The sequence below is a fragment of the Aeromonas sp. R5-4 genome (genome assembly GCF_040908215.1).
Classification (GTDB): domain Bacteria; phylum Pseudomonadota; class Gammaproteobacteria; order Enterobacterales; family Aeromonadaceae; genus Aeromonas; species Aeromonas veronii.
Genome location: NZ_JBFODG010000021.1, coordinates 53,434 through 74,336, shown reverse-complemented (window position 1 = coordinate 74,336; position 20,903 = coordinate 53,434). Strand labels below are relative to the sequence as shown.

Genomic DNA, 20,903 nt, shown 5'->3' with positions numbered 1-20,903 from the left:
TCTTTGCGAGACACGAGAAACAGCATGTACGAACTCAATCTGGATATCGCTCACTTCCTCGAGCACTACTGGCAGAAGCGCCCGCTCCTTATCAAGGGTGGCTTCAAGGACTTTCAGGATCCCATCAGCCCGGATGAGCTGGCAGGTCTGGCCATGGAAGAGGTGGTCGAGTCCCGCCTCGTCACCCGTTTCGACGGCAAGTGGAATGCCGCCCACGGCCCCTTCGAATCCTATGACCATCTGGGCGAAGAGAACTGGACCATTCTGGTACAGGCTTGCAACCACTGGGCTCCCGAGGTGAACGAGCTGGCCGTGCCGTTCCAGTTCATCCCGGGCTGGCGCTTTGACGATGTGATGGTGAGCTTCTCCACCCCTCACGCGGGTGTCGGCCCCCACATCGATAACTACGATGTATTTATCACCCAGGGTCTGGGCAAACGCCACTGGCGAGTCGGCGATGCCAAGCCCCTCAACGAGTTTGCCGCCCACGCCGCACTGCTGCACTGCGAGCCGTTCGAGGCGATCATCGACGTCATCATGGAGCCGGGTGACATCCTCTACATTCCGCCCGGATTCCCCCACGAAGGCTACGCCATCGAGCCCTCCATGAACTTCTCGGTGGGTTTCCGCGCACCGGATGCCAAGGCGCTTATCTCCTCCTTTGCCGATCACCTGATCGACAACGAGGTGCGTACCGAGCGTTACGGCGATGCCGATCTCAAGCCCCGCGCCCGTCACGGCGAGATCCAGCCCCACGAGCTGCACCGTCTGCGCGAGCTGATGCAGCAGGCCCTCGATGACGAGACCCTGTTCAAGGAGTGGTTCGGCACCATGATCTCCGAGGCCAAGCACGATCTCGACGTCAATCCGGTCGAGCCGGACTACAGCGCCGAGGAGGTAGCCGACCTGCTGACCCAGGGCGAGCCCGCCATCAAGGTGCCGGGTCTGCGCACCGTCTGGTTTAGCGGCGAGAGCCAGCAATGCTTCATCGACGGCGAAGCCTGGACTCTGCAGAGCGAAGACGCGGCCGCCATTTCGCTCTTGTGTGACAAAGACATCATCACTCAGGCCGATATGGTGGAGCTGGCCGATCAGGCTGGCTTCCTGCAACTGCTGACCCGTCTGGTCAACCGCGGTTACTGGTTCTTCAACTGAGCAGGTGGTAAGCGAAGGATAAATGGGCGCCTTATGGCGCCTTTTTTCACTCAGAGGCGGTTCAATTAACAATCGATGCGTGAAGCTGAACCCACTCTTGATGAACCGACAAGTGGTGATTTATTGAGCTAACATGGATGGGTATCATGCATCCGTCCCTGTTCACAAGAGAAGCGCCACCATGCAAATCACCTCTAGGCCCATGCCGCTGCCCGATTACGGCAAATCCCCCTCCTCTCCCGCTGTCACACCCGAGCAGGTCAATCAGGCCCGTAACGAAGCGCTGATCAAGAAGGATGAAGTGCAGGCACAGAGTGAAGAGAAAGTAACGGCTCGCAGAACCCTGGCGGTCTCTTATACGGCTAACCAGCAAGATAAAGCCGTGGTGGAGCGCTACCTGGAGGCCAGCGGTCAGGAGAGCGACAGCAAATCGGGCCCGAACACGGCTGATATGTATCAGGCAGCGAATCGCTACCAGCGCCAGCAGAATCTGAGCGACTACGTGCAATTCCAGCAGAGCCCGCTCGCCCAGCAGATGGGTGACATGGTGGGCGAAGATAATCGCAAGGGCACCCAGCTCGATATCATTGCCTGAGCCAATTTGCTCGAATAAGCCCGGCAGGGACTGATATAAACTGAAAAAGCCCTCAATGAGGGCTTTTTCGTTATGGCATGTCGCTGCGACTTCTCGTTATAACGTCTCGCTATAAATGGGACACTTCTGCCTGCGCATCCGGCAGCTCGTCGGGGAGTTCATCAAACAGGGGGTGATAGAGCACCTCACCCTGCACACCCGCAAAACCGCGCTCCTGTAGCTCCATCGCCATAAAGCAGTCGGCAGGCACCTCATAGATGCAGTGGAGGCCAAACTCGCTAGCCGGGCGGAAACCGAAACGGCTGTAATAGGCCGGATCCCCGAGTACTACCACCCCTTTCCAGTCCATCTCGAGCGCCGTATCAAGCCCTTCACGGATGAGATCAGAGCCAATCCCCTGGCCTTGCCAGTCGGGATGAACCGCAACCGGCGCCAGACCAAGCCAGGGCCCTTCCATGCCGTTAATGGTGATCGGGCTTAGCATCAGGTGCCCCATGAACTCGTACTCTTCCTCTTCGACCATGGTCACTACGGCAGCACCACATTCGCGCAGGCGGTTGACCAGTTCGGCCTCATCGGAACGACCGAAGGCGGCACTCAGCAGCTCATAAACCGGCAGCATGTCACCGGGGCGCTCGGTTCTCAACATCAGGTATTACTCCTCGTACAGCAGAGCGGGCATTATTCCACACAACGGCTGGTCATTCTGAGTACCTTTGTCCAAAAATGGGAGGGTGCACTCAGGAAAACGAGCTGCAAACTGCTGCTGTAAGGCGGTTAGCGTCGCCGGGGTGACCCTGTTCATCGCCTCGCGGTAGGCCAGCCAGAGGGCGGGAGCCTCCCGCGCCAACCGCTCAAAGGTCAGTTCGGGCGTTTGATGCCAACAGCCATCCAGCTCGTCGACCAGCTCCGGCAGTTCCACCAGCAGCCGTAACTGCTGATAGCGTATCTGCGGCGAGTCACCGTTGCCACCCAGCGCCTGCGCCATCAATTGGTTGAACCAGTGGCGCCGTGATGCGCGCTCCTCGCGGCTGAGCAGCTCTGGCCCCTGCCGCTGCAGCGCGGTCAGTTGCAGCAGCCATGCCAGCCCCTGCTCATCCCTATCTTTCAGCAAGACGCTACCAAGATGGGACAACTGCTCCGGTTCGGCCTGCGCCAGCAGATCAACAGGGTAGCAGTACAGCTCCAGCAACCGCTCAAGATGCGGCGGGCAGCGAATAGAGCAGGACTCCTCCCCCGCGCCCCTCTCATCCACAAAGAGCGAGATGGCCAGCTTGCCGTTGGCACTCTGCCGATCCAACGTTACAGGATCGCGCAGGATCACCACGGCGATCCGCTCATCAGCAAGCCAATGGGAAATCTCCTCGGGCAAAGGATTGGGTAAGGAGAGGGCACGATCCAGCCGCCAGTAACTCACCTCACACGGCTGACGACCGCTGATATGGCGCTGACCGCGATAGTACATCCCCATTTTTGCCATCACCCGGCCGGAGGCGAGGTTGTCCGGCATATGGCGGGCCGTCAGCGCAGGCAGTTGCAGTTGGTCAAAGGCAAACCCCTTGACCAGCTCGGCCGACCGGGTCGCCAGACCGCGATTCTGCCAGGGCACACCAACCCACCAGGCGAGCTCGCCATTCCAGTGCAAGGAGATCACCCCAAGCAACGCCGCACCTTGCTCCTCTGGCAAGGTGATGGCCCAGCTCCAGCCAAGGCCAAACGCCGCCTTGCGCCAGCTGAGCGCCAGCCAGTCGCGGGCCCCCTCCGGCGGATAGGGGTGAGGAATATTGAGGGTGTAGCGCGCCAGCGCCTCGTCGCTGCAGTAGCGCACTATCTCGCGCTCATCGTCGGCCTGCAGTTGTCGCAGCACGACGCCTGATAGCGGATGCCCCTCAGCCAGGGTCGGCACCGTCACGCGGCGCGCCAGCAGGCGATTGAGCACGGCGCCCAAATCGGCCTCGGGGGTAAGCGGCAGATCGGCCCCCACAGGACCAAGGGTAAGCAGCCCCTGCTCTCTGGCGAGGGTCAGTAGCGAGGTGGAGGCACTGATCAGAACCTGGCGGCTGGGATCAACATGAAAATCCGCCAGCAGATCCCCATCGAGCCAGGCGGCCAGCAGGGCTCCCGGGCAGAGCACCCCGTCTGGAGGGCTGCTCGCCCAGGGTGCATCGGTTTGATCGAGGGCGGCCGCCGCCTCTTTGCCGAGCAGCAACTGCCAGCGATGACCTTGCTGCTGCCAGTGCAGCAACGGCGCAGCCCACTGCGGTTGCCACAGACTGGCCTCGATCAACAGTTCCATCAGCTGGCCTGACAGGCCGCTGGCAGCGTCAGGTGACGGGGATGGGCTTCGATACGGGCGATCCAGCTACGGATAGCTGGCCACCCCTGCAGGGAGAAGATCCCCTCCTCTGCCACGTGGGTGTAGGCATAAAGGGCGATATCGGCGATGGTAGGCGCATCACCGCACAGATAGGGGCTCTGTTTCAGCTGCTGCTCCATTACCGCCAGCGCCTTCTCGCCACCGGCTTTCAGCCCGTCGAGACGCGCCTCCTGGGACTCGGGTCGGCCGAGATAGTGAACGATAAAGCGGGCCACCGCGATATATGGCTCATGGCTGTACTGCTCGAAGAACATCCATTTGAGCACCTCGGCCTGCTGGCGCGGATCGGTTGGCCACAAGGCACTGCCTTGCGCCAGATAGAAGAGGATGGCATTGGATTCCGCCAGCATGTCGCCTTGGCCAATCTCCAGCACCGGGATCTTGCCGTTGGGGTTCATGGCCAGAAATGCGGGGGTACGGGTATCCCCCGCCTGAATATCGACCTCTACCCACTCAAGGGGCAGATCCAGCCAGCGGGCCAGCAGCCACACCTTGTAACAGTTGCCGGAACGCAGATCACCATACAGACGCATACACACTCCTTGTGAAAACAGAATTGAACAGAGCGCTCAGGGTGCCAGACGCTCGATATGCCAGCCATCCCCGTCGCGGGTGTAGTAGAAGCGGTCGTGCAGCCGGTGCTCGCCCCCCTGCCAGAACTCCACCGTCTCGATCACCACCCGGAATCCGCCCCAGAAGCTCGGCAGCGGCACTTCGCCATTGGCAAACTTCTGCTTGAGCTCGAGGAACTTGGCCTCCAGCACGCCACGGGCCGAGATGCGGGTCGACTGTTTGGAGACCCAGGCAGCGATCTGGCTATCCTTGGGACGGCTGTGGAAATACTTCATCACCTCGAAAGTGCTCATCTTCTCCACTCGGCCGGTCACATGAACCTGTCTGTCCAGCGTGTGCCAGGGGAAGAGCAGGCTGATACGGGGGTTGCCTTCCAGCTGCTGCGCCTTTCGGCTACCCATGTTGGTGTAAAAGACCATCCCCTGGGCATCGTAGTGCTTGAGCAGCACAGTGCGCTGCCAGGGCTGACCATCGGCATCCACCGTCGCCACCACCATGGCGGTGGGATCGGTCAATTTGGCTTCACAGGCCTGCGCCAACCACTTCTCGAACAGCACCAGCGGCTCGGCCGGCAGATCGGCCCGGTGCAGCCCGCCACGGGAATATTCACGGCGCAGATCAGCAACATCCATCATCTTGATTTTCCTTCAAATAAATAATGGTTCCACGACCATCAAGAGAGTGACGCAGGCATTGTGCGCTCGATAAAGCGACCTTGTAAACCATACAAAAAAAGCGAAGAGGCTAACGCCTCTTCGCTTGGTTCATCAATTTACCAAAGATGGGTAATCTCACCCTTGGGTTATCTTGTTTAGTAGCTCATGATCTCACGACGACGCAGCAGCGCAGCGATACCAAGGCCCAACAGCACGAACAGACCGGTCGAACCGCCACCACCACCGCCGCCATTGCTTTCAGGCTGGGGAGCCGGTGTATCACTGCTCTTGGTCGCCAGTTTTGGCGTAATGGCATAGAAGATATTGTCGCTACAGGCCAGCTTGAGGCGAACAGCGCTGCCAGCATTGGCCGGAATGGTCACCTCATGGGCGCCATTGTTGTTCACGCCATTGACCAGCGGCTGCCAGCTCTTGCCTTCATCGTTGCTATAACTGATATCGACCCGCTGACAGTTGACAGGATGACGGTCCGTGCCAGCTACTTGCCAATTCACTGTGGTCGGGCTACCAACCAGCATACGCTGGTCAGATGCCGATTCAATCTTGAAGGTTTGTGCGCCTGTATCGACCACCTCGACCGAGGTCTCACCATAGGCACCACCGCCTTTGCCATCACGGGCGACCAGACGGAAGTTAAGGGTGCGCGGCACATTGACCCAGACATCACCTTTCTCAGCTTCCCCTTTCAACTGGGTAGCCAGCGAAGGAAAGTGACGAACCGGGGAAGTGGTCGGCGCGGTGTAACGATACAGGGGGCCGGTTGCAAGGCGACCTGAACTCAATTGATCGCCACTCGTCGTTGCATCCCCCAGATCGACCTGCTCCCAGGTATAGGTAAGGGTATCGCCGTCAATATCATTACCCTTGCCACTCAGACTAAATGCCACCCCTTTGGGGATCACATGTTCTGCTGGCACATCGGTAATTTCTGGCGCCTGATTATCACCATTTTGGTTCGGGATAGCAGTGCCACAACGCGAGGAAAAAATAGGAGCAAGCACTAATGGCGCACCAACAAATAGGATCTCACTCTTCTTTGCTTGAGCTTCACGGTTGTTGATATGCTTGCGCATCATATCAATCGACTTGCTATGAAAATAGGCATCGCTGTTGAGCTGTACGTTTTGCTCCCCCATCAGTCCCGCATAAGCCATAATGGAGCTACCACTGCCAGGCTCCCATGCCATGGAGGACTCTCTCTGTCCCTGATCAGCGTTATAGGTATGGTCCGCGCCAAATTGATGACCAATCTCATGCGCCACAAAATCAATAAAAAATGCATCGCCAACAGGATTTTTGTTTCCTGTAACAGCGTTAGACCTATATGAGGCATATGAATCTATTTCATCACACAATGACCCTAGGATTGCACTCCCTGCATTTTTTTCCGTTTGCGTTACTACATGACCAATATCGAAATAGCCAAGCTCATTACTATTCAGTTTCTCTCTCTGAACCACAGCATTTATAGTGCTGATGCTTTTAAACTTTGGATATTTACCGTTCACAAAAGGGTCGTCAACAGGATTTTCGAATATAACATTGTCATTCCCATCTGCCAATTCGAAACGAACCCCTAAATCCCTTTCATATACCTCGTTTAAACGGTTAACCAAGTTTGCCAGTGATGCCAATGCTTGCACCTTGCCGCCAAAGTGCGCGGTATATTGGCTAGTTGTAGAGAATGCAATTTTATACTTGGTAAGCTCTGGCTTGCTATAGCTAGTCTCGTTACGAGCCGCTTCAGTTTTGTGTGCTAGCTTTTTTTTCAGCTCGGATTTTTCAATGATCTCCTTGATATTCTTGCCATTCATTGAATGTGCATCTTTTTTGTAATAGACAGCGTAGGTACCGTTACGCTGAATATCGACAAATATCTGCTCTCCGGCATGCATAAACATGCCGTTAAAACCACGCGAAGAAATATCAAAGCGACCGGTATTGCTGGGTGTGCCCACTTCATGTCCTTTATAGGTCATGATATCTGGGTATTTTGCTGCCAACGCAGGCGGCAATACGGAATAGGCTTCCAACTCATATTGCACCATCTTGCCATCAGGCAATGGTAGCGTAATCACGGTTTGGCCCAAGCGCAGATTTTCTAAAAAATCCGGTTCTACCTCGAAGATATTGTATGCGCGAGCCCTTACAGGTTCATCGGCCTGCTTGCTGCGTTTTTCGACCATATGCCATGGGGATGCCAGCACGATATTGGCTGACATTGCGATGACAACTGAGATTGCATTTATTGTGAACTTCATCATTATTAATCACCTGACTGAACAGCCGGCGAGAATAACGTGATGCACATCACAATTCAACTTTTTAAATAAAAAATAAATTAATTTTATTTTATTTAAAATCATATAGTTAGTGAGCTAAGATTTATAAACAGCTCATTTTGTTAGCATTTTCAGCAGTTCTTTTAATAGAGTTAAAACTCCAAAAAAAGTATATGGGGGCTCATATGTGAGTCATCGAATCATTCCCATGAGACTATCACTATGTTTGGAATATTAGAGTTATAACTCCAATCATGTCGATTTACACGCCGTTGTTGAACAGCCACTACGGCCTTGAAATCGCCTCCGGCATGCATTTTTCCAGCATCTGTCGGTTATATCGGGTGGCATAGTCAATCCGCTGCTCAAACTCCGACGCCTTACCCATCTCAATCACATCACCGAACCCTTTCAGATAACGGACTCCGCACCGGGTTCTCGCTTCTGCTTGCAATGACTCCACAACCCCCGGAGCCATACCGCCGCGCCCGCCACGCACGATGAGCCGATAATCCTGAGCAGCAAGACTTTCATCTATTGCCTCGGTCAGTGATGCGGCCACAACAGGTGCTGCGCAGATATATAGAAACAGCAAATTGACGGCTAACAGTAATACCTGCGCCATCCGGCTGCCCCTCCCATCAGGAGGATCACGATAAGATTCACTGCACCACCGCCACCACCCGCATTGTTGTCGGTAATAACAGTTGCACTTTCCGTAGTGGCAGACGCATTACCTCTTATCCCATTGATAGAGAAAAAAATATTATTGCTGCATGCCAGCTTCAGCCTGGCCGAACTGGTCAACAGTGCAGGCAACACCACACTGGCCGAACCGTTATTGGCAAGCCCGCTTGCCAGCGTAGTCCAAGTAGAACCACCATTCTGTGTCAGTGCCAAATCCACGCTGGGACAATTGATAGGAGGCTGATCGGTCCCGGCAACATTCCATGTCACTAGCTGAGTGCTACCCGCCATCATGGCGCCGATCTGCGGAGCTGTGATGGCAAATGCCGCGCCGGTATTGATCACCTGAACCACCATTTCATCACTGCTCACCGCCCCCTGACCATCACGTACGGTAAGGCGGAACTGGAGATTGCGATTGGTCGCAGGCCACGCCTCTCCTTTGGCCAAGACACCCGATATCAGAGAGCTCATGGCGGGCAATGTTCTATGGGGATCCGATGTTGGTGAAACAAAGCGAAACAGCGGGCGGGTACCATCATCCACCATGGTTGCCACGCTGTAGGATGCATTGCCAAGATCAACCTGCTCCCAGGTGTAACTGAGGGGATGACCATCCAGATCCAGCGCACTACCGACAAGAGTGAAAGGCGTATTGGCGGGGGTCACCCTATCGCCCCCCGCATCCACAACCGGCGCGTAATTGGCAAGCGCCAGGTCGGTGCCGCAGGAGGGCAGAGAGGCCATCAGAGCCCGCATCTGCTCGATCGACTTGCTGTGAAAAAAAGGTGTGCTGTTAACCTGCAGATTCTCCTCACCACAGATCCCGGCATAGGCCATGATGGTCGAGCCACTGCCGGTTCCCAGGCTGAGCTAGCCTTGCGACCTGTTGCACAACTGTCGGCCATGCCATTGAAGGAGTGCTCGGCCCCCAGCTGGTGCCCCAATTCGTGAGCCACATAATCAATAAAGAACGCATCACCGATAGGCTGTGAGCCTCCGGTCATGCCCCGTGAACGGCTGAAAGGGTTGCATAAAGATCTCAGGGTCGCCACCCCGCCGCCTGATGTCGCCAGCAGATGGCCCAGATCAAAAGAAGGATTGAGCAACACCCCCTGTTGGGTCTGGTTGATTGCGATATCCTGGGTCGAGTTGGTGAAGGGATCCGTAGCAGGATCGGTGAAAATCACATTGTCCGTATCAGCTGCAAGCTGAAACTCGGCCCCCACATCACGGCGATAGACTTCATTGACCCGATTAAGCAGTGTTGCAATAGCCGAGAGTGCTGCAACCTTGGTACCACCGTGATACTGGGTATATTCCCCGGTTGCCGAGATGGCGATGGTGTAGCGCTTGCGCAAATTTCCATCGACCAGCACAGCTCGCTCACGTTCGATACCATGAGGATCAATCACCTGATCCACATCCTGTCGCCGCCAGGCATCTTGCTGTTCATAAACGGCATAAGAGAAACCGTCCTGAAGCGGATCGACATAAAAGGTACGCCCCTGATGGGTAAACATACCGTGAAAACCATGTATGGTGACATCAAATCGGCCTGTATCCGCCGCCCGATCGATAGCCTTCCCACTGTAAGTATTGATAGAAGGGTAGCGCTGGGCCAAAGGCTCCGGGAGCAAGATATTGGGATGAACATCAAACTGCACCGTAGTGCCATCCGGCAATGGCAAGGTCAATACACTGGCGAGATGCCCGGGTTCAAAAGGCTTGTCAGGAACCACCACTCTGACCTTTTCAGCTCGCACATCATAGCTCCCTCCCCTTTCCAAGTTTTCATCCATGAAGGTCCACTGTGGTTCTGCTGCAACCTGAACAGACAAACTGGTGATAATCACCGCAATGCCATGCTTCATAGAGCCTCCTTGCCCAACCTTGGTGACAACAAGTATGGTGCAGCGTCAATTGACGATCTGCGTGACAGACAGAAAAGAAAATTCGCACAAAACTTCTGTCACGCTGAAAAATCGTGCTGCACCCGCGCTCCCCATCTCAGGCAATACAGACTGGCCCCATTCAACAACGGAAAAAGTGAAGGCGCCATTGGCGCCTTCACGGATAGATAGGGGGATGAATATCCCCTCCATTTGGATTGGTTCGTTGGCGTATTACTGCTTATCCGCGCCCGATGCTATTGGGCAATGAATCACCATACGCTGATTATACTCGTTGGCGTAAGCGCTCAACTTGGCATGTATCTCTTGCTGACCGGGCCTTATCACATCGCCCAATCCATCCAGATAACGCTTGCCACAGCGCGCCTTGGCCTCTGCCTGCTGCTCGGCTGCAATACCGGGGGCGAACTCTCCCCGCCCGGCTATCACTATCAGGCGGTAATCCTGCCTGGCGAGGTTTGCACTCAGCTCCTGTTCCAACGTGCTGGCATCGGCCTGACAACCGCCGAGCATGACAAGCAGCAACAGAGGGACTCCCTTCATTTGCGCCTCCGTTGCCAGCCGAGCAGCGCCAGAGCGAGCGTACACAATCCGAGCGCCCCGCCACCACCGCCGCCACCTGAAGTCGAGCCACCTTGCACCAGAGGCAATTTAAGGGGACTGATGGCAAAGAAGATATTGTCGCTGCATGCCACTTTCAGCCTGACGCTGCTGGTGAGATCGGCAGGCAACGTTACCGTTGCTGCGCCGTTATTGGGTTGTCCGGCGGCGAGCATTGTCCAGCTTACGCCCTCATTCTGGGTCACCGAGATGTCCACCTTGCTGCAACTGATCGGCGCCACAGTTGTGCCCGCCACATCCCATCCCACTGCCTGACTGGCCCCCGGAGTGAGAGTCACCCCGTAAAACGGGTTGGTGATGCGAAATGCCGCGCCGGTATTGATCACTTGCACTTTCATGTCATCACTGGCAACGCCACCCTGACCATCACGCACCGTCAGTCTGAAATTGAGATCCCGGTTGGTAGTCGGCCAAGCATCCCCTTTGGCGAGAGTGCCGGAGAGCAGGGATGGCAAACTCGGCAGGATCCGCTCCGGCGATGCCGTGGGAGAGACAAAACGAAACAGCGGCCGGGAGCCATCGTCAATCATGGTGGCGGCACTGCTCGATTCAGTACCCAGATCGATCTGCTCCCAGTTGTAGAGCAGAGAATCATTATCCAGATCTCCACCAGCCCCTTTTAACATAAAGGCCGTATTGGCAGGGATCACATAGTCCCCCCCTGCAGCTGCCTGCGGGGCATTATTGCTCAACGAGAGTGTGGTTCCACAAGTCGATACGGTCGCCATGTGCGCACGCATCTGCTCGATGGACTTGCTATGAAAATAGGGGTCGCTGTGAGTCTGGATATTCTCATCACCACAAATACCGGCATAGGCCATGATGGAGCTGCCACTACCTGGCTCATAGGCTTTATTCGCAACCCGGGTACCAGCACCGCAACTCCCGGTAGTGCCGTTGAAGGTATGATCGGCACCAAACTGGTGGCCAATTTCATGAGCCACATAGTCAACGAAGAAGGCGTCTCCCACCGGTGTGGGTGAACCCGACATCCCGCCAGACTTCTGATTGGTGCAGAGCACTGCCAAACCGGCCAGACCACCGCTACCGGTATTGAGTACATGGCCGATATCAAAATTACCGAGCTGCATATTGGTAAAGTAATAAGCCTGTACCCCGATATTGGTCTGCGCATCCGAATTATCATTGGCAAACAAGTCGCTGGCCGGATCGGTAAAGATCAGGTTGTCATTGCCACTGGCCAGCACGAATTCGGCGCCCACATCCCGTTGATAGACCTGATTGACGCGGTTGAGCAAGGTCGCAATCGCCGCCATGGTAAGCGCTTTGGAGCCACCGTGGTATTGGGTAAATTCTCCTGTCGCCGAAATGGCAATGACGTAGCGCTTGCGAACATTGCCATCCACTTGCACCTTGCGCACCAGTTTGCTGAGCTTGGACCCTATCACCTCATCCGCATCCTCTTCCAAGCGGCTAAAGGCATCTTGCTGATAATAGACGGCGTAGCCTTCGGCATTGCGCAGCGGATCGACAAACACCATCCTGCCCTGATGGCTGAACATGGCGTGGAAACCTTGCGGCCCCAGATCGAAGCGCCCTATCTCTATCGGATGTGCCGGGTTGTGACCCTTGAAGGTGCGGATCTGCGGATACTTGGCGGCAAGATCTGCAGGCAGCAAGTCGTAGGCTTCCAGAGCAAAAGTTACCTCCCCCCCATCGGGCAGCGGCAGGGTCAGCTCACTCGCCCCGGCTTGCAGCCCGGCAAAATAGTCGAGCGGCACCTTGGCCACCCGAAACTGATTGGCCCGCACCTCATAACCTTGCTCCGCAGTCGCTCTGGCGGCTACTGTGCTCCACTCGCTGGCCATCAGGCTGGTTGACCCCAACAAACTGGCCACCACCAGGGCCAACGAACACTTACTGGTCACATGCATCTTTGTCATCCTTGTAGTCATGCACTTTTTTGAACCATTACCGGCATCATTATCCCGCCGAATCAAGAAGCCCGGCGCCACTGTTTCAGCCACTCGCCCATGGGGAGTGTTGCGCCAACCCCGTCTAACCCCTATCATTGCGCGGATTTGTCAATTTTAGAACTGCCCCTCTTCACAAAGGTGCGGTTCATCTTTATCTGGCCAAGGTTAATCTCATGCTCAAATCCCCACTGTTGCCCCGTTTCGGGGATCTGGTCGTTGCCATTGTTGACGATGTGCTCGGTCAGGGTCTTACCCTCGACCGCGCTTATGCCCGTCACTTCTCCGGCATCGAACTCAAACCGCAAGAACAGGCAAGGATTGCCCTGGTCACCGGCGACCTGCTGCGCCGTCTCAGCCTCTATTGTTTCCTCACCGGTATTCAGGTGCGTCAGGCCGAAAAGAATGTCTGGCCGCTGCTGCACAGCTGGCATGCCTTCCACAAAATTGCCCAGCCCAACCACCCGACCCTGGATCGCTTCAATGAAGAGGCATTCCGCCGCCGTCTGACCGAGGCGAAGAAGAACCCGGTATTGATGGATGGTTGCCCGAGCTGGCTGGAGAAACTGGGTAGCGAGCAGCTGGGTGAAGCCTGGCCTGCCGAGCGTGCCGCCCTGGCCTGGATGCCCAAGCGTTACCTGCGGGTCAACACCCTCAAGTGCACCCGTGATGAGCTGCAGGCCATGCTGGCCAAAGAGCAGGTCACCACCATTCCGGTTGAAGGTGTGGAGACTGCCCTGCAGGTCACCTCCGACGCCGCCCTGTTCCGTACCAAGGCCTTTGCCGATGGTTGCTTCGAACAGCAGGACGCAGGCTCCCAGCTGGTTGCTGCCGCTTTGGAAGTTGCCCCAGGCATGCGCGTTATCGACGCCTGCGCCGGTGCTGGTGGCAAGACCCTGCATATCGCCGCCATGATGCAGGGCAAAGGCCGTCTGCTGGCAATGGATGTGGAAGAGTGGAAGCTGGAGAACCTCAAGCAACGCGCTCGTCGCGCCGGTGCCCACAACGTGGAGACCCGGGTCATCACCAGCAGCAAGACCGTCAAGCGCCTCAAAGAGAGCGCCGACCGCGTACTGCTGGACGTGCCCTGCTCCGGTCTGGGCGTACTCAAGCGCAATCCGGATGCCAAGTGGCGTGATACCGCCGAGCGTCTGCCGGTGCTGGTCGCGCTGCAAGAAGAGATCCTGCAGCGTTACAGCCAGATGGTGAAAGTCGGCGGCCTGCTGGTCTATGCAACCTGCTCCATCCTGCCCGAGGAGAACCGCCAGCAGGTGGACAAGTTCCTCGCCGCCAACGAAAACTTCCGTCTGCGTGACGATCACACCGTGAGCCCGTCCGAGACCGGCTTCGACGGCTTCTACATGGCTCGTATCGAACGGATCGCCTGATCTGCCCGATGACCATATAGACAAAAGCGGCTGCCATTGGCAGCCGCTCTGTTTTGGCTTGCTGACACACTCCCGATGGGGTTACAGCGCAGCAATCGCCTCTATCTCGATCTTCACATCCTTCGGTAACCGAGCCACTTCTACGCAGGAGCGAGCCGGATACATGGCATCGTGCTCGGTGAAGAAGTCGTTGTAGACCTGATTCACCGTAGCAAAGTCGTTCAGATCCGAGACAAACACCGTGGTCTTGAAGATGTTGCGCACCTCGCCGCCTGCCGCCTCGACAATCGCCTGTACGTTTTGCAGCGAGCGCAGGGTCTGCGCTTCGATCCCCTCCGCAACGTCGCCGCTCACCGGGTCCAGCGGGATCTGACCGGAGGTGTATAGGATGTTGCCAATCCGGGTGGCCTGCACATAGGGGCCGATGGCGCTCGGCGCCGCCTTGGTAGTGATAACCTGTCGCATCTGTTACTTCCTCGTGCTGACAAACAAAAAGTAGGCCCGGAGCAAGCCTGCTCACCCCGGGCATGAGAGTTACATCATGTTGGTGAAGGTTCTGGAGATGACGTCCTGCTGCTGCTCGCGGGTCAGGGCGTTGAAGCGCACCGCATAACCGGAGACCCGGATGGTCAGGCTGGGGTACTTGTCCGGATTCTCGATGGCATCCTGCAGCATCTCGCGGTTCATCACGTTGACGTTGAGGTGCTGACCCCCTTCCACATCCCGCTCATGGTGGAAGTAGCCATCCATCAGCCCCACCAGATTGTTCTCGCGATTCGCGGGCTCCTTGCCGAGCGCCCCCGGCACGATGGAGAAGGTGTAGGAGATCCCGTCCTTGGCATATTTGAACGGCAGCTTGGCTACCGAGGCGAGCGAAGCGACCGCCCCCTTGCGATCCCGACCGTGCATCGGGTTGGCTCCCGGTGCAAACGGCGCACCGGCGCGGCGGCCATCCGGGGTGTTGCCGGTCTTCTGGCCATAGACCACGTTGGAGGTGATGGTCAGGATCGACTGGGTCGGCACCGCATTGCGGTAGGTCGGCAGCGCCTGGATCTTCTTCATGAAGCGCTCGACCAAATCGCAGGCGATGGAGTCGGCCCGCTCGTCGTTGTTGCCGTACTGGGGATACTCCCCCTCAATTACGAAATCGACCGCCAGCCCGTCAGCATCGCGCACCGGCTTGACCCGGGCGTACTTGATGGCCGCCAGCGAATCAACCGCCACCGACAGACCGGCAATGCCGCAGGCCATGGTGCGATAGACGTCGCGATCGTGCAGCGCCATCAGTGAGGCCTCGTAGCTGTACTTGTCGTGCATGTAGTGAATAAGGTTGAGCGCGCTGATGTACTGCACCGCCAGCCAATCCATAAAGCAGTCGAGGCTCACCATGACAGTGGCGTAATCCAGCACCTCGTCCATGATGGGCGCCACTTTCGGGCCAACCTGGATCTTCAGCTTCTCGTCCACGCCACCGTTGATGCAATAGAGCAGGGTCTTGGCGAGGTTGGCGCGGGCACCGAAGAACTGCATCTGCTTGCCGATCACCATGGGGCTCACGCAGCAAGCGATGGCGTAGTCATCGCTCTCGAAGTCGGTGCGCATCAGATCATCGTTCTCATACTGCAGGGATGAGGTATCGATGGAGACGCGGGCCGCATAGGTCTTGAAGGCCCGCGGCAATCCTTCCGCCCAGAGGATGGTGAGGTTGGGCTCGGGCGCCGGCCCCATGGTCTTGAGGGTGTGGAGATAACGGAAGGAGTTCTTGGTCACCAGAGTACGACCATCCAGCCCCATGCCACCGATCACCTCGGTCGCCCAGATGGGGTCGCCGGAGAAGAGGGAGTCAAACTCCGGAGTACGCAGGAAGCGCACCATGCGGATCTTCATGATGAAGTGATCAACCAGCTCCTGGGCATCCTGCTCGCTGATAAGCCCCGCTTTAAGATCCCGCTCGATATAGATGTCGAGGAAGGTGGCGGTACGACCGAGGGACATGGCCCCGCCATTTTGCGACTTCACCGCTGCCAGATAGGCAAAGTAGAGCCACTGCACCGCCTGCTGGGCAGTGCGCGCCGGCCCTGAGATATCGAAGCCGTAGTTGGCAGCCATCTGCTTGATCTGCACCAGTGCCCGCTTGTGCTCTGCCAACTCCTCGCGCTGACGGATCACCTGCTCCAGATTCTCGCCACGCTCGAGGGCCGGTTGCAGATCGGCGAACTGCAGCTCCCGCTCACGGATTAGATAATCTATGCCATAGAGCGCGACCCGACGATAATCTCCGATAATGCGACCACGACCGTAACCATCCGGCAAACCGGTCAAAATTCCCGATTTTCGGCAGCGCAACATCTCGGGAGAGTAGACGTCGAACACTCCCTGGTTATGGGTTTTGCGCAATTCGCTGAAGGTATATTCAAATTCGGGATCCATCTCCCGGTCATATGCTTCAAAAGAGCTGCGGATCATATTTACACCGCCAAATGGGTGCAGCGCTCTTTTAAGGGGCTTGTCGGTTTGCAGGCCAACAATCTTTTCCAGCCCCTGCTCGATATAACCTGGCCCGTGGGCAGTAATGGTCGTGGCAATATTGGTATCAAAATCGACCGGTGCGTGGGTAGCGTTCTCGATACGGATCCCCTCCATCACCTTGTTCCACAAAGTGGTGGTCGCTTCTGTGGCATCCGCTAAAAACTGTTCGTCACCTTCATAGGGGGTGTAGTTCTGCTGGATAAAATCACGGACGTTGATCTCGAGCTTCCAGTTTTCACCGGCAAACCCTTGCCATGCCTGACGGAATTTATCCTGATCCAATTGCATATCAACTTTCATCAAATAAACCTCATTCACTACTCATGACACTACAGTGGAAGATGTCAGACGCACTCGGCCTGACGAACCTGCTGCCCCAGACGAATGGCATCCAGCGCGATCATTTTCTCTTCATTGGTGGGAATAACTGCCGCCAGTACCATGGACTCTGCCGCCGAAATCACTCGGCAGCCCTCGCTATTGGGACGCTGGTTAAACGGATCGCTGATCGCTACGCCAAATACCTGAAGTCGTTCGCATACCAGCTTTCTGATAAAGGCCGAGTTCTCGCCGATCCCGCCGGTGAAAATAACGGCATCCAGCCGGCGCAATGAGGTGGCATGGCCGCCGATATGGCGGGCAATACGGTGGACAAAGGCGTGGATCGCCAGTTTCGCCCCGGGATGTCCTTCGTGATAGGCAGCTTCCAATACCCGCATATCCGAGGAGAGCCCCGAAATACCCAGCAGGCCGGACTGCTTGTTCAATACCCGCTCGATATCCTCGATGGATTGTCCTGTCTTGCTGGCGATATAGACCAGCGCGCCAAAATCGATATCGCCACTGCGGCTGCCCATGATCAGCCCCTCCAGCGGCGTCATCCCCATCGAGGTATCGACGCTCTTGCCATCCTGTACCGCACAAATAGAGGCGCCATTGCCCAGATGGGCGATGACCAGACCGGCATGCTGCTCATCCAGCCCCATGAATACGCAGGCCTGCTCGGCAACATAGCGATGGGAGGTGCCATGGAAGCCATAGCGGCGCACGCCGTAATCCTGCAGATATTGGTAAGGCAGCCCATAGATATAGGCTTCCGGCTTCAGGGTCTGGTGAAAGCCGGTATCAAAAACCGCAATTTGGGGCTGGTCGGGAAATAGCTGGCGGGCGGCCATCACACCACTCAAATTGGCGTGATTGTGCAGGGGAGCCAAGGGTGACACCTGCTTTATTTTGGCCAATACATGTTCATCAATGATCACGGCTTCGCTAAATTCACTACCACCATGAGCAATTCGATGACCCACCAGTGCAATGGCATCCAGCAGATCCCGTTTTTTCAATTCAGCCGCAATGGCAGCCAATGCACAGGTGTGGTTATTTTCAGCTAATGACATTGCGGGCTCTTTACCCACTTGCAATTGGGGATGGACTGTCTCAATACCATCCGCTATACCGTAGATCACCACCTCGCAGGTTTTACTGTCCAGTACCGAGAATTTGACCGACGAAGAGCCGCAATTGATAACCAGAACCAACGGATCAGACTTCATTACATCGCCTCGAGATTAATAGTGTCGAGTCACTGCAGTCAGGGCATTTCGCCATAAACAGAGAGTCAAAAAACGGCAAGCCTTGTCCAGGGCCCACACAATTGGGCCAACGAAGAACTGGTTATTGCTCATGTCTGACTGCACCATCCAGACCCCGCCAGGGGGGCCTGAATGGTTGATGACTTTCAGAAAAGGTTTTCAGAACAGCTTGGAAACAATATTCAGGATGGTCAGCACACCGATGATGGTGACAAACAAGTTGCTGGCCTGACCTTTATATTTTGCCAGTGCCGGTGTCTTGCTCACCGCATACATCGGTAGCAGACAGAGCAGGGAAGCGATGATCGGCGCCCCCATGGCCTCAATCAGGTCGAGGATGTTGGGGTTCACATAGGCGACCAGCCAGGTCGAACCCATGATGAACAACATACTGACCATGTTGAGTTTTTTACTGGAAACCTTGCTCTTGTCGCCCTGGTAGCCAAAGCGGAGGATAAGGCCGTTCAACCCTTCCAGCGTCCCCAGATAGTGACCGAAGAAGGATTTGAAGATGGCAACCAGCGCAATGATGGACGCCGCATACTCCAAAGTGGTGGCAAACGCAGACTTGCTGCCCGTCATTGAGGAGAAGTGGTTGGCCAGATAGGAGAGCACCGGAATGTTCTGGGCCTTGGCTTCCGCCATATTTTGCGGTGACAGGGTAAAGAGGCAGCTGAAGGCAAAGAACATCACCACGGCCACCATCAGCATGCTGGCACCGGAGATAATCTTCGAGCAGCGCTTCTCGGTAAAATCACGCCCGAACTCTTGCTCATACTCTTCCCGTTTGGAGACAATGAAAGAGGAGACAATCGGCGAGAAGTTGAAGGAAAAGACCATAATGGAGATCCCCAGCCAGACGGTAACCAGAATACCATCGTGACCAAACATCGATATCTCGCTCAGATTGACCTGATCAAAGACGGCACTGTTCCAGTACGGGACGAGGGAGAGAGAGATAACGATCAAACTGGCAATAAAGGGAAAGACCAGATAGCTCATCACCTTGACCATCAGATCTTTACCGAAGTAGATCACGAATGCCATCAACATCAACAATGCCAGTGCAACCACACCTCGATTAAGCGGAACCAACTGTAGTTGATGCTCCCAAAATGCCATAAAGGTATTGGTGATCGTCACACCATATATCCACAGCAGTGGGCAGATGGCAAAGAAATAGAGGAAGGTAATTACCACTCCACCCATCTTGCCAAAATATTCTTCAACGGTCTCGGTAATATTTGCCGATGGATTACTGCCAGAAAGACATAATCTGGCCAACGCCCTGTGGCAATAAAATGCAATGGGGTAAGCCAGCACCAGCATGATTAATATTGGGATCAGGCCACCATATCCGGCCCGGATTGGAAAGAACAAGACCCCCGCCCCGATAGCAGTACCGAACAGACCTAATCCCCATGTGGTATCCGATTTACGCCATGCACGCGTATTCTCTTTACTGCCGGTGACAACACTGTCTAATATCATGACTGCATTCCTTACAGGCTAAATTGACGAATATTGTTCTGTTCGATAATTTCGGCGATCCGGGTCAGATCAATATTGCCCCCCGAAATAATGCTGACGGTCTTTTTACCTTCGACATAATGTTTCAGCTTGCCACTGAGCAGCGCTGCCGAGGCCAGAGCTCCCGCCCCTTCGGTAATCACCTTGTTGCGCTGAATAAGGTCAACCATGCTATTACGAATATCATCCTCGGTGACCAGTACAATATCATCCACCAATTGTTTGACGATTTCGAAGGTCAGTGAACCGGGTCTTGCCACATCACAGCCATCGGCCAGCGTGCTGCTGGTTCTGTGATTGGTCATGGTACCGGCATAGAAAGAGGCCGCCATACCGTGCACATTCTCGGATTGCACACCAATCACCTTGATGGTCGGATTAATAGATTTGATAGCCATGGCAACACCGGCAATCAAACCACCGCCACCGATCGGTACTATGATGTTATCGACATCATACAAATCTTCGATAATTTCCAGGCCAATGGTGCCCTGGCCGGCAATCACTTTTGCATCGTCGAAGGGGGGGATAAATACGCGGCCTTCCATCTCCACGATTTCGCTGACTTTGGCAATGGTGTCATTGAAGCTATTTCCATGAAGGATCACTTTGGCTGAATAGTCACTGGTTGCAGCAATTTTTGATTTGGGGGCACAGCAAGGCATGACCACCTTGGCATCAATTCCCAACATAGCACTGGAGAGTGATACACCTTGGGCATGATTGCCCGCCGAGCAGGCGACAACACCTTTTTGTCGGTCTTCCAGACTTAATGAACTGAGTTTGTTGAAGGCACCACGAATTTTAAAAGAGCCTGTACGTTGCATGTTTTCAAGCTTGAGGTAAACCTCGCCATGGCAACGTTCGCTGATGTAGTTAGAGGGTAGTTGCGCGGTCTTGTATATATGATTGGTCAGTCTTTTTTTGGCTTCAGTAATATCATGAAGACCAATGGGCAGATTGCTATACATCTTCATCGCAAATCTCTTTTTATTTATTAATTTGTAGGGTTTTATTTCACAGGGCGAAGCGATACTAGGTTCTATCACT

General features: G+C 55.4%; 17 protein-coding genes and 2 pseudogenes. 4 read left to right on the top strand and 15 right to left on the bottom strand.

All coding sequences use genetic code 11. The features are described 5' to 3' along the window. Positions 1-24 precede the first annotated feature (24 nt). Together AB5Y83_RS10000 and AB5Y83_RS09995 are read left to right on the top strand one after the other, a co-directional pair. A complete protein-coding gene (locus tag AB5Y83_RS10000) occupies positions 25-1,155 on the top strand; it encodes a cupin domain-containing protein (RefSeq protein WP_267511595.1) in 1,131 nt (376 codons plus the stop codon). Between the two features lie 181 nt (positions 1,156-1,336). Continuing rightward, positions 1,337-1,750 carry a hypothetical protein gene (locus AB5Y83_RS09995; RefSeq protein ID WP_304520674.1) on the top strand — a complete coding sequence of 138 codons (414 nt, stop codon included), beginning with the start codon at positions 1,337-1,339 and terminating at the stop codon, positions 1,748-1,750. Between the two features lie 109 nt (positions 1,751-1,859). Here the strand turns inward: AB5Y83_RS09995 and AB5Y83_RS09990 are convergent, their stop codons facing one another. Beyond that, positions 1,860-2,399: a GNAT family N-acetyltransferase gene (locus tag AB5Y83_RS09990; RefSeq protein ID WP_005344037.1), complete on the bottom strand. Its 540-nt coding sequence runs from the start codon at positions 2,397-2,399 to the stop codon at positions 1,860-1,862. 285 nt (positions 2,400-2,684) lie between these two features. On the opposite strand from AB5Y83_RS09990, the gene AB5Y83_RS09985 reads away from it, so the two are divergent. Further along, the gene (locus AB5Y83_RS09985) at positions 2,685-2,765 is read left to right on the top strand and encodes a polyketide synthase docking domain-containing protein (RefSeq protein WP_368175128.1); all 81 of its coding nucleotides are present in this window, start codon (positions 2,685-2,687) and stop codon (positions 2,763-2,765) included. Positions 2,766-3,224: 459 nt separating this feature from the next. On the opposite strand, the pseudogene AB5Y83_RS09980 reads toward AB5Y83_RS09985, so the two are convergent. The 9 genes and pseudogenes from AB5Y83_RS09980 to AB5Y83_RS09940 form a co-directional block, all read right to left on the bottom strand. Beyond that, positions 3,225-4,046 (bottom strand): annotated as a pseudogene (locus tag AB5Y83_RS09980) (GNAT family N-acetyltransferase); the annotation flags it as partial. Beyond that, positions 4,046-4,660, bottom strand: a complete 615-nt coding sequence (locus AB5Y83_RS09975) for a glutathione S-transferase family protein (protein ID WP_368175097.1) — start codon at positions 4,658-4,660, stop codon at positions 4,046-4,048. The gene AB5Y83_RS09975 and the pseudogene AB5Y83_RS09980, both read right to left, overlap by 1 nt. Positions 4,661-4,696: 36 nt before the next feature. After that, entirely contained in the window at positions 4,697-5,335 is a 639-nt protein-coding gene (gene pdxH, locus AB5Y83_RS09970; protein ID WP_069529067.1) for a pyridoxamine 5'-phosphate oxidase, read from the bottom strand. A gap of 176 nt (positions 5,336-5,511) precedes the next feature. Then, positions 5,512-7,641, bottom strand: a complete 2,130-nt coding sequence (locus AB5Y83_RS09965; protein WP_368175096.1) for a reprolysin-like metallopeptidase — start codon at positions 7,639-7,641, stop codon at positions 5,512-5,514. A 304-nt stretch (positions 7,642-7,945) separates the two neighbouring features. Further along, positions 7,946-8,284 (bottom strand): hypothetical protein, encoded by a 339-nt coding sequence (locus AB5Y83_RS09960; protein WP_064335805.1) that lies wholly within the window; start codon positions 8,282-8,284, stop codon positions 7,946-7,948. Further along, a pseudogene (locus tag AB5Y83_RS09955) lies at positions 8,263-10,220 on the bottom strand (reprolysin-like metallopeptidase). The gene AB5Y83_RS09960 and the pseudogene AB5Y83_RS09955 overlap by 22 nt, the downstream one beginning before the upstream one ends. A gap of 45 nt (positions 10,221-10,265) precedes the next feature. Further along, positions 10,266-10,451 (bottom strand): hypothetical protein, encoded by a 186-nt coding sequence (locus AB5Y83_RS09950; protein WP_019444745.1) that lies wholly within the window; start codon positions 10,449-10,451, stop codon positions 10,266-10,268. A 21-nt stretch (positions 10,452-10,472) separates the two neighbouring features. After that, entirely contained in the window at positions 10,473-10,802 is a 330-nt protein-coding gene (locus AB5Y83_RS09945; protein WP_043820964.1) for a hypothetical protein, read from the bottom strand. After that, a complete protein-coding gene (locus AB5Y83_RS09940) occupies positions 10,799-12,775 on the bottom strand; it encodes a reprolysin-like metallopeptidase (protein ID WP_368175095.1) in 1,977 nt (658 codons plus the stop codon). Before AB5Y83_RS09940 ends, AB5Y83_RS09945 begins: the two co-directional genes overlap by 4 nt. 215 nt (positions 12,776-12,990) lie before the next feature. Between AB5Y83_RS09940 and AB5Y83_RS09935 the strand changes: the two genes are divergently transcribed. Beyond that, a complete protein-coding gene (locus AB5Y83_RS09935; RefSeq protein ID WP_047434271.1) occupies positions 12,991-14,202 on the top strand; it encodes an RsmB/NOP family class I SAM-dependent RNA methyltransferase in 1,212 nt (403 codons plus the stop codon). An 81-nt stretch (positions 14,203-14,283) separates the two neighbouring features. Here AB5Y83_RS09935 and AB5Y83_RS09930 read toward each other — a convergent pair whose 3' ends face one another. The 5 genes from AB5Y83_RS09930 to tdcB all read right to left on the bottom strand — a co-directional run bounded on the left by AB5Y83_RS09930 (position 14,284) and on the right by tdcB (position 20,830). Next, positions 14,284-14,667, bottom strand: coding sequence for a RidA family protein (locus AB5Y83_RS09930; protein WP_216949027.1), 384 nt, complete (start codon positions 14,665-14,667; stop codon positions 14,284-14,286). Positions 14,668-14,736: 69 nt separating this feature from the next. Continuing rightward, positions 14,737-17,031 (bottom strand): formate C-acetyltransferase, encoded by a 2,295-nt coding sequence (pflB, locus tag AB5Y83_RS09925; protein ID WP_368175094.1) that lies wholly within the window; start codon positions 17,029-17,031, stop codon positions 14,737-14,739. Positions 17,032-17,075: 44 nt separating this feature from the next. After that, on the bottom strand, positions 17,076-18,284 hold the full coding sequence (tdcD, locus tag AB5Y83_RS09920; protein WP_368175093.1) for a propionate kinase: 1,209 nt from the start codon (positions 18,282-18,284) through the stop codon (positions 17,076-17,078). 198 nt (positions 18,285-18,482) lie between these two features. After that, positions 18,483-19,814: a threonine/serine transporter TdcC gene (tdcC, locus tag AB5Y83_RS09915; RefSeq protein WP_263716837.1), complete on the bottom strand. Its 1,332-nt coding sequence runs from the start codon at positions 19,812-19,814 to the stop codon at positions 18,483-18,485. Between the two features lie 11 nt (positions 19,815-19,825). Further along, positions 19,826-20,830: a bifunctional threonine ammonia-lyase/L-serine ammonia-lyase TdcB gene (gene tdcB / locus AB5Y83_RS09910; RefSeq protein ID WP_236396800.1), complete on the bottom strand. Its 1,005-nt coding sequence runs from the start codon at positions 20,828-20,830 to the stop codon at positions 19,826-19,828. Positions 20,831-20,903 lie beyond the last annotated feature (73 nt).

What these genes read in the sequence shown, in the direction of transcription:
- AB5Y83_RS10000 (WP_267511595.1), top strand. Translation starts at nt 25, where the DNA reads ATGTACGAACTCAATCTGGATATCGCTCACTTCCTCGAGCACTACTGG.
- AB5Y83_RS09995 (WP_304520674.1), top strand. Translation starts at nt 1,337, where the DNA reads ATGCAAATCACCTCTAGGCCCATGCCGCTGCCCGATTACGGCAAATCC.
- AB5Y83_RS09990 (WP_005344037.1), bottom strand. Translation starts at nt 2,399, where the DNA reads ATGTTGAGAACCGAGCGCCCCGGTGACATGCTGCCGGTTTATGAGCTG.
- AB5Y83_RS09975 (WP_368175097.1), bottom strand. Translation starts at nt 4,660, where the DNA reads ATGCGTCTGTATGGTGATCTGCGTTCCGGCAACTGTTACAAGGTGTGG.
- pdxH (WP_069529067.1), bottom strand. Translation starts at nt 5,335, where the DNA reads ATGATGGATGTTGCTGATCTGCGCCGTGAATATTCCCGTGGCGGGCTG.
- AB5Y83_RS09965 (WP_368175096.1), bottom strand. Translation starts at nt 7,641, where the DNA reads ATGATGAAGTTCACAATAAATGCAATCTCAGTTGTCATCGCAATGTCA.
- AB5Y83_RS09960 (WP_064335805.1), bottom strand. Translation starts at nt 8,284, where the DNA reads ATGGCGCAGGTATTACTGTTAGCCGTCAATTTGCTGTTTCTATATATC.
- AB5Y83_RS09950 (WP_019444745.1), bottom strand. Translation starts at nt 10,451, where the DNA reads ATGGAGGGGATATTCATCCCCCTATCTATCCGTGAAGGCGCCAATGGC.
- AB5Y83_RS09945 (WP_043820964.1), bottom strand. Translation starts at nt 10,802, where the DNA reads ATGAAGGGAGTCCCTCTGTTGCTGCTTGTCATGCTCGGCGGTTGTCAG.
- AB5Y83_RS09940 (WP_368175095.1), bottom strand. Translation starts at nt 12,775, where the DNA reads ATGCATGTGACCAGTAAGTGTTCGTTGGCCCTGGTGGTGGCCAGTTTG.
- AB5Y83_RS09935 (WP_047434271.1), top strand. Translation starts at nt 12,991, where the DNA reads ATGCTCAAATCCCCACTGTTGCCCCGTTTCGGGGATCTGGTCGTTGCC.
- AB5Y83_RS09930 (WP_216949027.1), bottom strand. Translation starts at nt 14,667, where the DNA reads ATGCGACAGGTTATCACTACCAAGGCGGCGCCGAGCGCCATCGGCCCC.
- pflB (WP_368175094.1), bottom strand. Translation starts at nt 17,031, where the DNA reads ATGAAAGTTGATATGCAATTGGATCAGGATAAATTCCGTCAGGCATGG.
- tdcD (WP_368175093.1), bottom strand. Translation starts at nt 18,284, where the DNA reads ATGAAGTCTGATCCGTTGGTTCTGGTTATCAATTGCGGCTCTTCGTCG.
- tdcC (WP_263716837.1), bottom strand. Translation starts at nt 19,814, where the DNA reads ATGATATTAGACAGTGTTGTCACCGGCAGTAAAGAGAATACGCGTGCA.
- tdcB (WP_236396800.1), bottom strand. Translation starts at nt 20,830, where the DNA reads ATGAAGATGTATAGCAATCTGCCCATTGGTCTTCATGATATTACTGAA.